General features: G+C 69.5%; 15 protein-coding genes and 1 pseudogene. 4 read left to right on the top strand and 12 right to left on the bottom strand.

Annotated elements, in window-relative coordinates; all coding sequences use genetic code 11:
* Positions 1-85 precede the first annotated feature (85 nt).
* The 6 genes from K9U41_RS08495 to K9U41_RS08470 all read right to left on the bottom strand — a co-directional run bounded on the left by K9U41_RS08495 (position 86) and on the right by K9U41_RS08470 (position 5572).
* Positions 86-1033 (bottom strand): family 2A encapsulin nanocompartment shell protein, encoded by a 948-nt coding sequence (locus K9U41_RS08495; protein ID WP_282640407.1) that lies wholly within the window; start codon positions 1031-1033, stop codon positions 86-88.
* A complete protein-coding gene (gene epsC, locus K9U41_RS08490; RefSeq protein WP_282640406.1) occupies positions 1030-2049 on the bottom strand; it encodes a serine O-acetyltransferase EpsC in 1020 nt (339 codons plus the stop codon). Before epsC ends, K9U41_RS08495 begins: the two co-directional genes overlap by 4 nt.
* Before the next feature lie 198 nt (positions 2050-2247).
* Positions 2248-2742 (bottom strand): tetratricopeptide repeat protein, encoded by a 495-nt coding sequence (locus K9U41_RS08485; RefSeq protein WP_282640405.1) that lies wholly within the window; start codon positions 2740-2742, stop codon positions 2248-2250.
* Positions 2739-3524: an ABC transporter ATP-binding protein gene (locus K9U41_RS08480; protein WP_282640404.1), complete on the bottom strand. Its 786-nt coding sequence runs from the start codon at positions 3522-3524 to the stop codon at positions 2739-2741. Before K9U41_RS08480 ends, K9U41_RS08485 begins: the two co-directional genes overlap by 4 nt.
* 29 nt (positions 3525-3553) lie before the next feature.
* Positions 3554-4405 (bottom strand): ABC transporter permease, encoded by an 852-nt coding sequence (locus K9U41_RS08475; protein ID WP_282640403.1) that lies wholly within the window; start codon positions 4403-4405, stop codon positions 3554-3556.
* A gap of 78 nt (positions 4406-4483) precedes the next feature.
* Positions 4484-5572, bottom strand: coding sequence for an ABC transporter substrate-binding protein (locus K9U41_RS08470; protein WP_282640402.1), 1089 nt, complete (start codon positions 5570-5572; stop codon positions 4484-4486).
* A gap of 175 nt (positions 5573-5747) precedes the next feature.
* Here K9U41_RS08470 and K9U41_RS08465 point away from each other — a divergent pair, with 175 nt between their 5' ends.
* From K9U41_RS08465 to K9U41_RS08455, 3 genes and pseudogenes are all read left to right on the top strand, one after another.
* Positions 5748-6587: a transporter substrate-binding domain-containing protein gene (locus tag K9U41_RS08465; protein ID WP_282640401.1), complete on the top strand. Its 840-nt coding sequence runs from the start codon at positions 5748-5750 to the stop codon at positions 6585-6587.
* Positions 6527-7105, top strand: a pseudogene (locus K9U41_RS08460) (cytochrome-c peroxidase); the annotation flags it as partial. The gene K9U41_RS08465 and the pseudogene K9U41_RS08460, both read left to right, overlap by 61 nt.
* Before the next feature lie 19 nt (positions 7106-7124).
* Positions 7125-7670: a cytochrome-c peroxidase gene (locus K9U41_RS08455; RefSeq protein ID WP_282640410.1), complete on the top strand. Its 546-nt coding sequence runs from the start codon at positions 7125-7127 to the stop codon at positions 7668-7670.
* A gap of 132 nt (positions 7671-7802) precedes the next feature.
* Here K9U41_RS08455 and K9U41_RS08450 read toward each other — a convergent pair whose 3' ends face one another.
* The gene (locus tag K9U41_RS08450; RefSeq protein WP_282640400.1) at positions 7803-9269 is read right to left on the bottom strand and encodes an FAD/NAD(P)-binding protein; all 1467 of its coding nucleotides are present in this window, start codon (positions 9267-9269) and stop codon (positions 7803-7805) included.
* A gap of 124 nt (positions 9270-9393) precedes the next feature.
* Between K9U41_RS08450 and K9U41_RS08445 the strand changes: the two genes are divergently transcribed.
* Positions 9394-11049, top strand: coding sequence for a rhodanese-like domain-containing protein (locus K9U41_RS08445; protein ID WP_282640399.1), 1656 nt, complete (start codon positions 9394-9396; stop codon positions 11047-11049).
* 167 nt (positions 11050-11216) lie between these two features.
* Here the strand turns inward: K9U41_RS08445 and K9U41_RS08440 are convergent, their stop codons facing one another.
* The 5 genes from K9U41_RS08440 to K9U41_RS08420 form a co-directional block, all read right to left on the bottom strand.
* Entirely contained in the window at positions 11217-12701 is a 1485-nt protein-coding gene (locus K9U41_RS08440) for an FAD-dependent oxidoreductase (RefSeq protein ID WP_282640398.1), read from the bottom strand.
* Between the two features lie 40 nt (positions 12702-12741).
* Complete coding sequence (locus K9U41_RS08435) at positions 12742-12870, bottom strand: hypothetical protein (RefSeq protein ID WP_282640397.1); 129 nt, start codon at positions 12868-12870, stop codon at positions 12742-12744.
* 3 nt (positions 12871-12873) lie between these two features.
* Positions 12874-13053, bottom strand: coding sequence for a hypothetical protein (locus tag K9U41_RS08430; protein ID WP_282640396.1), 180 nt, complete (start codon positions 13051-13053; stop codon positions 12874-12876).
* 202 nt (positions 13054-13255) lie between these two features.
* Positions 13256-13570, bottom strand: coding sequence for a hypothetical protein (locus tag K9U41_RS08425; RefSeq protein WP_282640395.1), 315 nt, complete (start codon positions 13568-13570; stop codon positions 13256-13258).
* 42 nt (positions 13571-13612) lie between these two features.
* Positions 13613-14380 (bottom strand): SDR family NAD(P)-dependent oxidoreductase, encoded by a 768-nt coding sequence (locus tag K9U41_RS08420; RefSeq protein ID WP_282640394.1) that lies wholly within the window; start codon positions 14378-14380, stop codon positions 13613-13615.
* Positions 14381-14395: the final 15 nt, after the last annotated feature.

Below are 14395 nucleotides of genomic sequence, written 5' to 3'. Positions count from 1 at the left end.
GGCCGGGGCTGCGGGGGCCGGGACCGTGGTGTTCGGCAGCGCACCGGACCCAAGGTCCGGGGCGCCGTCGAGGAAAGGAGAGGTCTCAGGCGTAGGTGTCAGGATAGTCATGGTACTTGCCGACCTCAACGTCCTGGAGAACAGCGAGCGCATCGTGCGTGAGCACCGCCGCCGAGCAGTAGAGCGAGACGAGATAGGAGGCGATGGCCTTGCGGTTGATGCCCATGAAGCGCACCGAGAGGCTCGGCGCCACCTCGCCCGGCACGCCGGGCTGGAACAGGCCGATGACGCCCTGCTTCTTCTCGCCGGTGCGCAGCAGCAGGATGTTGGTCTTGCCCTGCTCGTCGATGAACAGCTTGTCGGAGGGCACCAGGGGCAGTCCGCGCCAGGTGAGGAAGGGGGTGCCAAACAGGGTCACGGTGGGCGGCGGGACGCCGCGGCGGGTGCATTCGCGGCCGAAGGCGGCGATGGCCCGGGGATGGGCGAGGAAGAAGGCGGGCTCCTTCCACACCTTGGTGATCAGCTCGTCGAGATCGTCCGGGGTCGGCGCGCCGGTGCGGGAGCGGATTTTCTGCGACGCCGTGGCATTGGCGAGCAGGCCGTATTCGGCATTGTTGATGAGTTCGCTCTCCTGCTTCTCCTTCACCTTCTCGATGAGGAGGCGCAACTGCTCCTGGATCTGGTCGTAGGGATGCGAATACAGGTCGGAGACGCGGGTCTGCACGTCGAGAACCGTGGTGACCGCGTTGAGCGAGTATTCGCGCGGGGCTTCCTCGTAATCGACGAAGGTCTCCGGCAGGTCCGGGTCCTGGTCGCGGCGGGGCGAGCACTCCACGTCCGCGGTGATCTCGCCATTGGCGTCCTTCACCCGGTTGAGGCGATAGATGCCGGCTTCCACAGGCGTCCACGGCAGGAAGGAGACCAGCCAGCGCGGCGTGATTCCGGACCATTGCGCGCGGGTCTTCGTGGCATTGGCGAGCTGCCGGGCGGCAGCCTCGTTCAATGTCCTTCGAATGGCAGGCTCTTCGGTCATTCAGTTCCCCCATTGAGGTGGTGATCCGGGGCGCTTTCCCCCGGCAAGGTGTGCGTCGTTCCGCCGGTGGAGCGGGTCTGCGCCTGGGTGATGTGGCTGCCGGGAGGCACCGGGTGGGTCAGCCACACATTGCCGCCGATGGTGGACCCGCGACCGATCGTAATGCGCCCGAGCACGGTGGCGCCCGAATAGATCACCACGTCGTCCTCGATCACCGGGTGGCGGGGCGCGCCCTTGATGATCGCGCCGCTCGCATCGGTCGGGAAGTTACGGGCACCGAGGGTGACCGCCTGATACAGGCGTACTCGTTCGCCGATGACCGTCGTCTCCCCGATGACCACCCCGGTCCCGTGATCAATGAAAAAGCTGCCGCCGATGCGTGCGCCCGGATGGATGTCGATGCCCGTGCGCGAATGGGCGATGTCGGAGATGAGCCGTGCGAGGAAGATGGCGCCGAGACGGTAGAGCGCATGCGCGATGCGGTAGTGAACCACTGCGGTCAGTCCGGGATAGACCAGCAGGATCTCCGAGAAGCCCGTGGCGGCGGGATCGTTGTCGTGGGCGGCATGGATGTCGCTGACGAGGAGGCCGCGGATCGCCGGAAGCTGCTGGGCGAAGTCGCGGGTGATCTCAAGCGCCTCCTGGGCGAAGGCATCGTCGGAGCGCTCGTCCTCGGCGGAGAAGGGAAGGCTGCGCTTCACCTGCTCGCTCAAGGCGCAGAGGGCTTCGTTGAGGGTGGCGCCGACGAAATAGTCGATGGTCTCGGCGGTGAGGCCCGACGGGCCGTAATGCGCGGGAAACAGCGCGGCGGACAGCGCCTGGAGGGCTCCGACGATGGCCTCGCGCGACGGCGGCGGGCGCAGCAGGCCGCGGTGGCGGATGTTGTGCTGGATGTCGCGCGACAGCTTGAGCCCGGCGACGACCGCGTCCAGGTTCCACGTCTGACGAGAGGGGACCCCCGTTGCGTCGTCCGAATGTCCTGACGGACGTGTTTTCTCGAGACTGTTCGCCGTCATCCAAGCCCCCGCGGCTTCCGGCAGAGGCGGAAGCCACTCCGATCCCCCATGGATTGCACGGCTGTTGTTGAAAGTCTAGTTAGTCCGTAGATTAAATGTTAAATGGCCGCGCCCCATGGCCGAGCCTGTTTCCGGCCCGCGGCGCGGTCTTGCTCCATCACACGTCTTGCTCGATCAAACATCCCGCCGCATCAAACGTCATGTTCCCGGCTTTCGGCCCGCGGCGATCAGCGCCTTGTGGAGCTTCTCCTGCTCCTCGCATCCGGTCGGGTGGCAGAGCAGCCGCAGCAGTTCCAGGTTCTTCTCGGCGCGGCGGAAGTCGCCCACGGCGATGAACAGCTCTCCCTGGTATTCGAGGGCGGGGCGATGGGCCGGATCGTAGAACAGGGCTTCCTTGTACCAGCGGGCCGCCTCGTCGTGGCGTTTGAGGCTGCGGTTGGCGAAGCCCAGGAGATTGTAGAGGTCAGCGTGCCTCACCGTCGCGGTCAGCGGCATGAGCAAAGCGAGCGCGCGGTCATAGTCGCCCGCATAGAGCGCCGCGCGGCTCTCGGAGAGGTCAGGCAGGTCGGTGGACGGCGCGGTATCCATGGCGGATGCCGCGCCCCCCGTCCAGAGGGCCTGGGCGAGTGTCGCGGCGAGGAGCAGGCCGGTGCGGCTCCGAGGGCGGGCGGAGCGGCCCGGGACGCGCCTCATGCGGCGCGCGCCGGCGCACGGCCGCCGTCCTCGCCCATGGCCGCGAGGATGCGTCGCTTGAGCGCGACGAAGGCATCGTCCGCCCGGTCCCGGGGGAAGTCGAGGTCGATGGCCACCTCTTCGACGATCCGGCCTGGATTGGCGGCCATCACCACCACCTTGTTGCTGAGGAAGATGGCCTCGTCCACATCGTGGGTTACCAGAATCATGGTGGTCCTCTCGACCTCCCAGATGCGCTGCAGTTCGGCCTGGAGATGCACCCGGGTGAGGGCATCGAGGGCGCCGAGGGGCTCGTCGAGCAGCAGGATCTCGGGGCGGCTGGCGAGCCCGCGGGCGATGGCGGCGCGTTGCGCCATGCCGCCGGAAAGCTCGTGCGGATAGGCCTTCTCGAAGCCCGACAGGCCGACCAGGGCGACGTGCTCGCGCACGGCGTCCACCTTCTCTTTCTGGCTCCAGCCGGAATTCTCCAGGCTCAGGCCGATGTTCTGCTCCAGTGTCAGCCATGGCAGCAGGCGGTGGTCCTGGAAGACGATGCCGCGGGACAGCGCCGTGCCGACGATGCGCCTGTCGTTCAGCAGGATGTCGCCGCGATAGTCGTCGTCGAGGCCGATGATCAGGCGCAGCAAGGTCGACTTGCCGCAGCCGGATGGCCCCACGATGGTGACGAAGGCCCCCGGCGAGACATCGAAGCCGACGTGCGACAGAACGTGCACGAGCGGCCGGCCGGGCACGGCATAGGTCTTTGAAACATTGCGGATTTCGAGATGTCCCGGCGTGGCCATGGTCGGCTCCCTGTTGCGGTCTCCGGCGCTCAGCCGTCGTAACCCTGCTTCCACTTCAGCACGCGCTTCTGCACCAGGAACATGGAGCGATCGATGGCGAAGCCGACGAGGCCGATGATCACCATGCACACCAGCAACTGGTCGGTGAGCAGCAGGCCCTGGGCGCGGAAGATGAGGAAGCCGAGGCCCTCGAGGCCGGACAGGCCCTCGGCCACCACCACCAGCGCCCAGGCGAGGCCCGCCGCATAGCGCAGCGACACCATGATGGAGGGCATGGCGGCAGGCAGGATCACCTTGCGGACGAGCTGCCAGCGGGTGAGCGTGAGGACTTGGGCAAGCTCGATGTAATTCTTCTCCACGTTGCGGATGCCCTGCAGCGTGTTCAGGAAGACGGGGAAGAACACCGACTTGGCGATGACGAGGATCTTGGCCGGGGCGCCGATGCCGAGCCACAGCACGATCAGCGGCAGCCAGGCGATGCCGGGGATGTGGCGGACGGTATCGAAGGTGGGGCCGAAGAACTCCTCCACCCTGCGCGACAATCCTGCGGCGATGCCCAGCGCCACCGCAGCCAGCGACCCGTAGAGGAACGCCTGGCCGACAATCCGGATGGAGGCGAGGAAGTCGAACGCCAGGTGCTGCTTGGTCAGCATCTTCCAGAAGGCGGTCACCACCGTCAGCGGCGCCGGCAGGAACACCGGGTCGATCCAGCGGTTGGTTGCCGCCGTCTGCCACAAGGCGAAGATGAGGAAGGGCAGGATGAAGCCGGTGAGATTGGGCAGCTGGAAGCCGCGCCTGCCGGGTTCGCCGGCCGCGGCGGGAAGGTCCACCGTCGCGGCTTCGACCGCCGCGGCCTCGATGGTGTCGGATGTGTGGGCCATCGGATTGCGTGTCCGGCTGTGTCACGGAATGGAAAGGCAGGACAGGCCGCCGGGACGGCTTGCCCCGGCGGCCTGCGATCAGTTGTAGATGGAGTATTGGCCGCCGACGAAGAAGCGTCCGTCGATGAAGGCGTCGATCTGTGCCTCGGTCAATCCGCGTTCGGCAAGGATGTCGTCGCCATTGGCCACGTACCAGGCCTGGAAGGTCTTGATGGCGGCGCGGGCGCGGTCGGCATTGGGCTCGCCGGCCATGAACTCCCATTCGCCCGCATGGGTGATCTGGAACTTCGCCACCTCCAGCGGCACGCGGGTCTTGTCGGCGACGATCTCGGCGGCCTCGTCCACGTGGTCGTAGGTCCATTCCCGGGTGCGCTCGCGGGCGGCGAGGAAGGCCTTGACCACCTGGGGATACTTGTTCACGAAATCGCGCCGCGCGAAATAGGTCACCCGCCCGGCATTGTTCACATAGACGCCGTCGTCGGGCGAGCGACCCACCACCTTCAGCTTGCCGGAGAGCCAGGCTCCGGTGAAGGCGCCGGCGGCGAGGTGCGCCGTGGTGGCGTCGGTGGCGCCGGACAGCACGGAGGAGATGGCGACGGCCGAATTGTCGATGGAGGTGTAGCGGATGCGCCCCTGCTTCTCGCGGGAATCGAAGGGCAGGCCCGCCTTGGTCGTGACCTCGAACGGCGAGGACCAGTAGCAGGAGATGCGGCTGGAGCCGAACGTCTTGCCGTCGAGGTCGGCCACCGAATTGATCTTGTCGTTATCGGCGCGGGCGAGAATGGGCGCGCGGTAGCGGTTGGAGGCCTCGGACGCCCAGATCACCACGCCGTCGAGACCGTTCGCGCGGTGCACCGTGGCCGGGTAGATCATGCGTTGGGCGATGGCGATGGCGCCGGCATTGACCGCCGCAGATTCCGCGCCGACCAGATCGGCGGCGCCGGAGGCGATGAGGGTCACCTTGCTGGTGCCGATCTTGCCGAACTCTTCCTTGAAGAACCCCTTTTCCTGCGCGACCACGGTCCAGGGCGTGAGCTGCAGGTTGATCGAGGGCAGGACCTCGTCGGCGGCTCGGGCCGCGCCAATGGCCATGGTCGAGGACAAGGCGAGCGCCAGGGCGATGAGGCGGCGCTTGACGCGGGGCGCGGGCAGGGACGTGTGCGGCATGGGCAATCTCTCGGGGGCTCGGGGGCAGCCGGCATCTGCAGGCTTGCTATATTAATATAATCGACCGATTTTATGGAAAATATCAAGCGCTGTTTCTCCGCCACCGTGCGTCGTCGTTCAGGCGCCGCGTTCGCGGCGGCGGCGAATGCCGTTCCTTCTGGTCTCAGGTGCCCCCATGTTGCTGTTGCCGCGCCGCTTGCTCCTGCTCATCGTGTGCGTCGCGCTGGTTGCGGCGGTGGGATTTTCCGTCGCCGTCATCGCGTTCGGATCCAACACCGCCGATGCGCACGGCCCTGAACTGTCCGGGCGAACCCTGCGCGTGGGCCTGGGCTGGCTTCCGCCGCCGGACACCCCCGACATGCGGCTCTATATGGAGGAGGGCTTCGAGCTTGCCCTCGCCGCCGAGATCGCGGCGGAGCTGGGCGCGACGCTGCATCTCGCCGAGGTTCGGCCGGAGGATGCGGCGCGGGCTCTCGGAGCCGGCGAGGTGGATCTGGTGCTGGCGCGCGCCGGGGCGGACGATCCCCTGCGCCGGACCGCGCTCGTCCTCGACACGGGCTTCCAGTCGGGCCTCAGCCTCGTGATGCGCTCGGACCGGCCCTTGCGGTCATGGGCGGAGCTGAAGGGACGTGTGGTCTGCGCGTCGGAGGCGAACGGTCACGGGCAGGCGTTGGCCCGGCGGCTGGGGGCGGAAGTCCGGGTGCTGCGCGCGCCGGCGCCGGCGCTGATGCGTGTGCGCACCGGAGACTGCGACGCCGCGATCCACGACCGGGCGCTGCTCGATCCTCTGTTCGCGAAGATGTCCTGGCAGAAATTCTCGGCGACCCTGCCGCCCGTGGAGCCCACGGGTCTCGTCGTCGCCCTCGCGCCGGGCGAGAAAGCCCTCGCCGCGGCGGTGCAAGCCGCGCTCGTTCCCCTCGACACCCGCGAGCGCTGGCAACAGCGCCGGGAGAAATGGGCCGCGACGGTGTCGTTCGAGGTCTACCGCGATCAGGTCGCGGCCGATTGCCATTGAGCACGCTGCGCCGCCTCGTCCTCGCCGCGGTGCTACCGCTGGCGCTCCTCGGCCTCGCCACCGGCGGGGAGCCTGATGGCGCGTCGCCGACGGTGGCGGAGCTTCGCGCGGCCTATGCCGGACCTGCGGCCACCTGGCCCGCGCCCTGGCTCGATCCCGGCGTCGCCTTCCAGGAACCGGGCGCGCCGCCGCCACCACCTGCGCCGGGTCCCGAGGCGGCGCTCGGCGCGCGCCTGTTCCGCGATCCCGGGCTTTCCGTCGATGGGCGGTTGGCGTGTGCCGGCTGCCATGATCCCGACCACGGTTTCAGTGTGCCGCGGAAGGTGGGGGCGGGCGTCGGCGGCGCGCAGGGCCGGCGCAATCCACCCGCGCTCGCCGCCGTCGTCGGCCGGACGCGTCTCGACTGGGACGGCGGCGGCGGCGACCTTGCCGCCCGCGTCCTTGCACCGCTGACCGACCCGCGGGAGATGGGCCGGCCCGATCTGGCGGCGGTCCTTGCGGGCCTTTCCGAGATGGGGTACGGCGCCGCCTTCGCGGATGCGTTCGGCCCGGAGGGCATCTCCGCGCGCGCTATCGGCGGCGCTCGCGGCCTATCTGGCAACCCTCGACAGCGAAACCCGTTTCGATCGCTTCGCGCGCGGCGACCGGGCGGCACTCACCGACCTGGAGCTTTCCGGCCTCCATCTCTTTCGGACCAAGGCGCGCTGCTCCAACTGCCATTTCGGGCCATGGCTCACCGATGAGGGCGTCCACAATCTGCGGCTCTCCTTCTTCGGCGAACCGGCGCAGGATCTCGGCCGCTACGGGGTGACGCAAGCGGCGCAGGATGCCGGGCGCTTCCGCACGCCGAGCCTGAGGCACGTGGCGTCAAGCGCGCCCTACATGCACAATGGCCTGTTCCCCACGCTCGACGGCGTGGTCAATTTCTACGACCGCGGCGGCGGCGAGGTCTGGGCGCGCAACGCCGCCGAGGCCGCCCGCCCGCTCTATCGCGAGGCCGCGCGCCTGTCCCCGCACATCCGCCCCCTCGGCCTGACGGCGCGGGAAAAGGCCGCGCTCGCCGCCTTCCTGAGGACGCTCTGAGGCGCAGGCCTCACGCCGCGGATTGCGCCGCCATGGCGAAGGCGTTGAGGCGGATCTGACTGGGGGCGGCGCCGGGAACGGTCTGGGTCGCGATCTTGTCGGGCATGGGGGGGCTCCAATGCGGTCTGCGGCTCAGGCCGCGCTCGCGCGGGAAGGGGAGGTGGCGGGCGCGCGCCGCGCGAGGTGCCGATCCGCCACGTGGTCAGCGAAGGCGGTCGCCTGGGCGACGATTTCCGCGATGGTGGTGGATTCCCAGCGCGTGCCGCGCAGGATCGGGCCGATGCCGTAGAGCCGGCCGGACGCGATGCCGGCGCGGTCGAGCACGGCCGCATCGGCGTCCACGTCTATGCCGTAGCCGAGGCCGCCGGGCCGCACCGTGCCGCGGGCGAGCAGGTTCGCCGCCAGCGGCCGGCCTTGCTGGCGCGGCCAGGCATATTCGGCGCCGGTGCAGTTCACCACCAGGTCTGCGGCGACGTTTTCGGTCCTCGTTCCGCCGCGCGGCCGCAGCTGCACCTCGGCGCGGCCGTCGGGCGCTGTCCCCACGGCTTCGATCCGGCCGGCCCGCGTGGTGACGCGGCCCTGCGCGAGCACCGCGGCGAAGGTCTCGACCGAGGGCTGGGGGCTGCGGTGGAGCGCGAGTTCCCAGTAGCGGCGCAGATGCCGGTTGAAGCGGGCGCGCTCCGCAGGGCTGGCGCCGGACCACAGGCTTGCGATCCGCGCGCGGATGATCGGCACCACCGATTGCCGGTCGCCGCCGGATGCGGCGATGTCCCGCAATTCGCGCCTGACGTGGGCGAGGAGGGCGCGCGCGGATCCGGGATGCGCGTCGCCGAGGAAGTCGCGGGCCGGCGGCGGTTCGCGCCGCTCGTGCACCAGCAGGCCGTGGCGCGAGACGCTGACATAGGTGCCGCGAAAGCCCTTCCGCTCCAGCGTCACCAGCGCGTCCAGCATGGTCAGGCCGCCGCCGACGAACAGCACGGTCCCCTCGCGCGGCACACCCTGATCCGCGAGGGTCCAGGGGTCGGCGACATAGCGGCGATCCGCTACCGCGCTTTCACTCACCGCGAAGCCGGGCCGGTTGCCGGCGAAGCCGGTCGCGAGCAGGGCCACGTCGGCGCTGATGGTTTGGCCGTCGGAGAGGGTCGCCCGGACGCCGCCGGTGCCATCTTCCGCGGGGTCGACTGCGAGGTCCACGGCTTCCGCGCGCAGGTGCTCGACGATGCCGTTGACCCCGGCTTCGGCTTGCGCCCGCGCCAGCTCGGCGCGGACATAGGCGCCGTAGAGCTGGCGTGGAACGAAAGCATCGGCGATCTGGCCGGACGCGGGCAGCGGGATGTCCGCCGCCGCATCCTGGACCTTGAGCCAGTGCACGAGATGGTCGGGCCGGTCGGCGTGGACGCTGAAGAGCCGCGCCGGCGCGTTGAGATAATGGGCGGGATCGGCGGTGGAGAAGGCCAGGCCGCGCCCGACTTCCGGCCGGGGTTCGATGATCCGCACCCGTAGCGGCCGGCCGGCCGCGGTATCGAGGAGTTTGATGGCCGCCACCGCGCCCGAAAACCCGCCACCGATGATGGCGACCGTGAACGGCCTCGCCCCCATGCCTCAACTCCCTTGCTGTTCAAGGCCACAGCAGAGCAGGGTGAATTCCGATAGTCAACAAAATCAATTGAATTTATAGAAATTATGCGGGAAGCTGCTGATCCTTCAGCTTCGAGGAGTTGCCATGACGCTCGCCGTTCTACCTCCCTCCGCCGGATCGGCATCGGTCGAGCCCGCGTCCGTGGAACCCTTGTCCCTGATCTCGCCCGGTGACCTGCGCGCCCGGCTCGCGGCCTCGTCCGAGCTTGCTTTCGTCGATGTGCGCGAAGAAGGCGTGCGCTCCCGGGACGGACATATCCTCCAGTCCGTTCCGCTCCCGCTGAGCCAGCTGGAACTGCGCGCCGGAGCGCTCGTTCCCCGCTTCGCCACGCCTCTCGTCGTGACCGACGGCGGCGATGGCCGGCTGGCGGAACGCGCCGCGCTGCGCCTGCGCGAGCTGGGATACACGAGCATCCAGGTGCTCGACGGCGGTGTTGCCGCCTGGGTGGCTGCGGGCGGCGAGGTCTACACGGGCTCCAACGTCTTCTCCAAGGCGTTCGGCGAGTTCGTGGAGCATGCCTACGGCACGCCGCACCTGCCTGCGCTGGAGGTGAAGGCGCGGCTCGACCGGGGCGAGGACGTGGTGGTCCTCGACGGCCGGACGCTCGAGGAATTCGAGAACTTCCACATCCCCGGCGCCCACGCGGTGCCCAATGCCGAGCTGCCGTATCGCGTGCATGATCTTGTGCGCTCCGACGACACGCTGGTGGTGGTGAATTGCGCCGGGCGCACCCGCTCCATCATCGGCGCGCAGGCTCTCATCAATGCCGGTCTCCCCAACCCGGTGGTCGCACTGGAAAACGGGACGATGGCCTGGCTGTTCGCGGGCTATCAGCTCGGTCACGGCGCGCGCCCCACGCCGCCCGCTCCCGGACCGGACGGCCTGGAGAAGGCCCGCGCATCGGTGGCCCGCCTCACGCAGCGGTTCGCCATCCGCACCCTCGACAAGGAGGGGCTCGCGCACTTTCAGGCCGAGCGGGGCGAACGCTCGCTCTATCTGCTCGACGTGCGCACCCCTGAGGAATACGCGGCGGGTCATCTGCCCGGCTCCCTGTGGGCGGAGGGCGGCCAACTCGTGCAGGCAACCGACCGCTGGATCGGCACCCGCAACGCCCGCATCGTGCTGATCGACGACGAGAACGCGGTGCGCTCCAGCATCACCGCGTCCTGGCTGATCCAGCTCGGCATCGGCGACGTCTATGTCTACGGTATCGATCCCGCGGCGGCAGAGCTCGAAAGCGGGGCGGAACGGGCGCCGGTGCTGGGCTCGGCGCCCGCCGTTCCGCGCACGACTCCCGTCGAATTGCAGGGGCTGCTTGCGCGCGATGCGGTGGTCGTCCTCGATCTCGATACCAGTCTTGCCTACGGGCGCGGTCATATTCCCGGCGCCTCCTTCGCCGTGCGCGCGCGGCTGCCGGAAGGGCTGGAGCGCCTGCCGGCGCGCCCGCTCGTCGTCACCTCGGCGGATGGGCGGCTTGCCGCCTTCGCGGCCGCCGACCTTGCCGCCGTCGGCCGGCACGCGTCTGTTCTCGATGGCGGCACGCAGGCCTGGCGCGCGGCCGGGCTTCCGCTGGAAGCTGGCGAAACCAGCCTCCTGCACAGTGCCGATGACGTGTGGCGCTCGCCCTATCAGGAAGGTGGCGATCGCCATGCCGCGTTCCGGCGCTATCTCGATTGGGAGATCGACCTGATCCGCCAGATCGAGCGCGACGACACGGTGGCGTTCAAGGTCTATCCCTGAGGCCGGCCAACCGCCACTCCGATCGGTTCCGGTGGACGTGCTGCGCGCCGCCATGGGAACCGAGGCCGCCGGACCGCGAAAACCCGGCCTCCCCAAGAAGCAGAGCGCGATCCGCCGGCCGGCCGGATCGCGCTCTGCTCATTTTGGTCCTTGCGTATGGCGGCGGATTATCCCGCGGCGGCCTCCGCCTCAACCTCGGCGGTGGCCTGAGCCGTGGGTTGGGCGACGGCGCTGGCATAGGCCTCGCGCGGCAGGTCCTCGGCCACGGGGGCGAGGAAGCGGGCGAGATGCAGGGCGCGATCCTTCACGAACAGGTCGCGCCCGATGGCGGCAACGAGGCGCGGCACGTTGTGGCGCAGGCTCGCGATGTCGCCCACCGGGCGCCCCGTGCTCGTCATGGCCGAGAAGGCGAGGAAATGGATGTCACCGAGGAAGGGTGCGGTGCCCGCCTCGCGTTCCACCAGCTCGAAGCCGGCGCCGAGATAGGGCGCGGCGGCCAGCGCCTCGTCGTCCCCGTCCGCGGCTTCCACCCGGTCAGCCCAGCGGGCAATGGACGGGGCGAAGTCGCAGAAGGCCGGAGTGAGGCGCGGATCCGCCAGATAGCCGGTTCCGGCGATGACGAAATCCACGTCATGCACATCCCCCGGGACGGTGGTGATGCGGACGCCTGCCCCATGCGCGGCGGCCGTGCGCCAGCCGGCGCCGAGATGGAGGCGGAAGTTCGGGAAGGCGACGGCGCGCTGCACGGCAGGCAGCGGCGGGAAGGACGCGCGGCGGCGGAAGTGCCGCATCACCTGCCAGCGGTCCGCATCCGGCAGGGCATGGAAGTGCTCCCACGCGCCGAAGAAGCCAAAGGGTTTCATGGCGGAGCCGCGGGCGAGATCCTCGCCCCGGGAGAAGAGATGGACCTCCCGGGCCCCGGCCTCGAGCAGCGCGCCGGCGGCATCGAAGGCGGAGGCGGCCGATCCGAGGATGGCGACCCGTCGGCCGGCCAGCGCCGCCGGATCAAAGGCGTGGGTATGGGCGTGAAGATGTGCCGGCAACCCGTCGCGGATGACGGACGGGACCAGGGGGCCGCCCGAGCCGGCAATGCCGGTGGCGAGCACCAGCTTGCGTGTGGTTTCGGTGAAGCGGCGGTCCCCTTCGGAAAAGTGGAGCCGCAGGCGCCCCTCCTGCGGCTCCACCCGCACGAGGCGCACATCGTTGCGCACCTCGATGGCGGCGGCGGTGCGGAACCAGTCCACATAGTCGGCCCGCACCGCCCGCGGCACCTGCGGAAGGGCGGAATAGGCCTTGGTCCCGTAGGCGGCTTCGTACCACGCCTGGAACGACAGGCCGGGTAGGCCCAGTTCCGGCCCCGGCGGCACCTTGGGCGTGCGCAGCACGCTCATGCGCGCCGGCCCGCGCCACACCCCTTCCTCGCCGCGTGGCGCGGCATCCACCACGCTCACGCGGCCGATGCCGGCGCGGCGCAGGCCGAGGGCGATGGACAGGCCGCTCTGGCCGGCGCCGATCACCACCACATTGTGGTCGGTGCCGTCCGCCGGCGGCACCCAGTCGGTGCCCGTCTCGCCGATCAATTCAAGCTCGCGCCGGGCCGCTTCGGCGAGCCGGGCGAGGGCGCCGGCATCGGGGGCATGGGGCGTGGTCATGGGTCGCTCCTGGATATTCGTGGTGGCGGGATGCGGGGGGTCAGGACAAGGCGCGCCCGCCGCCGTCCACCAGCAGGTTGGCGAGGATGGTCGGCACCACCTGCACCTCGGGCAGGCCGAGATAGCGCAGCACCCGCGCCTCGGGCAGGGGGAAGCCGGCCTGCGCCATGCTTCAGCTCCCGACCTGGAGGGGCTTCAGCGACTGGTAGCCACCGAAGGGGGAGAAATCGATGCCGGAGAGCCGGCTCGAATAGACCCGGAAGAAGGTGAGTTCGAGTAGGGTGATGGACGGCAGCTTGACCTGCGCGTTGCGCTTGCCGACGTCGCCTTCGGTCTGGATGCGCTCGATCACGGCGTCGATCTCCGGATCGGCCACGCCCGAGGCATTGGAGGACGGCGGAATCCGGAACGGGAGAGCTGACGATTTCGTTCATGGAAGCTTCCGGGAGGCAAGAGCAGGGGCGATCGGGGCAGCAGGGCCGACGAGGCGCTGTGCCAGCCTGCCCCAAGGGCGGGGGTCGCCACCCGCCTCGTCCCCCGCTCCGCCCCTGCGGTCAGCCGTAGAAGGGCGAGTCCATGCCGCGATTGGCGTCGGCGGTGATATCGCCGTTGAACAGCTTCACCGACAGGCTTCCGCCGAGCTGCTGGGCGGCTGCGGCGAGATAGCCCACCGCATAGGACTTCGCGTTGTCGATCGAATCAAATTCGTAGAAGCCGCCAATGGTGTTGTTGTTGATGCCGCTGAGCCATGTCTTGCTCTTGAGGCCGGGGTTCTTCTTCATGGCCACGTTGATTGCCTGCCAGTCGATTTCGCTAAACGGGATCGAGACCTGGATCTCGGCGTAGAGGAAAACTTTCTTGATGCTCATGGGAAGTGATCCTTTTGAGAAGTCTGGCGCCCGGTGGCGCGGTCAGAAGGGTTCCTTGAACGGGCGCAAGTCCAGTTCCTGCGTCCATGCGCTGGTTTTTTGCCGGTGCAGCATCCAGAAGGCGTCTGCGATGTCGTCCGCGGCGAGCAGTCCATCCGCGCCCTTCGCGGCCACGAAGGCGGGAAATTGGCGCGCCGCATAATCGCCCTCGATCACCCCGTCGATGATGACATGGGCCACATGGAGCCCGGCAGGCCCGAACTCGCGCGCGAGGCCCTGCGCCAGCGCCCGCAGCGCCGCCTTGGCGGCGGCGAAGCCGGTGAAGGGCGGCCGCGCCCGTAGCGAGGCGGTGGCCCCGGTGAAAAGCACGGTGCCCCGCGCGCGCGGGAGCATCCGGCGCACCGCCTCGCGGCCGACGAGGAAGCCGCCGAAGGCGTTCTGCCGCCAGAGCGTTTCGAAGTCCTCCGCCGGCAGATCGAGGAGCGGGACGGCGGCGTTGGCGCCCACATTGTAGGCGACCAGCTCAAGGTCGCCTCTGGCATCGGCCGCGTCGAACAGGGCTGTCACGTCCGCCTCCCGCGTCACATCGGTGAGGCAGGCGTCAGCCGCGCCCCCCGCATCGCGAAGCGCACGCACCACGGTGTCGAGCCGTTGTTGCGTGCGTCCGGCGACGAGCACATGCAGGCCCTCCCGCGCGAACCGGCGGGCCAGTGCCGCGCCGAGGCCGTTGTCGGCCCCGACACCGGCGACGAGCGCGGTGCCGCCCCGGGGCCGGTCGGTGCCCCGAGGGGGGCGCCTGGCGCGTGTCATCTTCGCCCTCCAGCC

It is taken from the genome of Xanthobacter autotrophicus (assembly GCF_029991245.1).
GTDB lineage: Bacteria > Pseudomonadota > Alphaproteobacteria > Rhizobiales > Xanthobacteraceae > Xanthobacter > Xanthobacter autotrophicus_C.
This window is presented reverse-complemented; position numbering and strand designations above follow the sequence as displayed.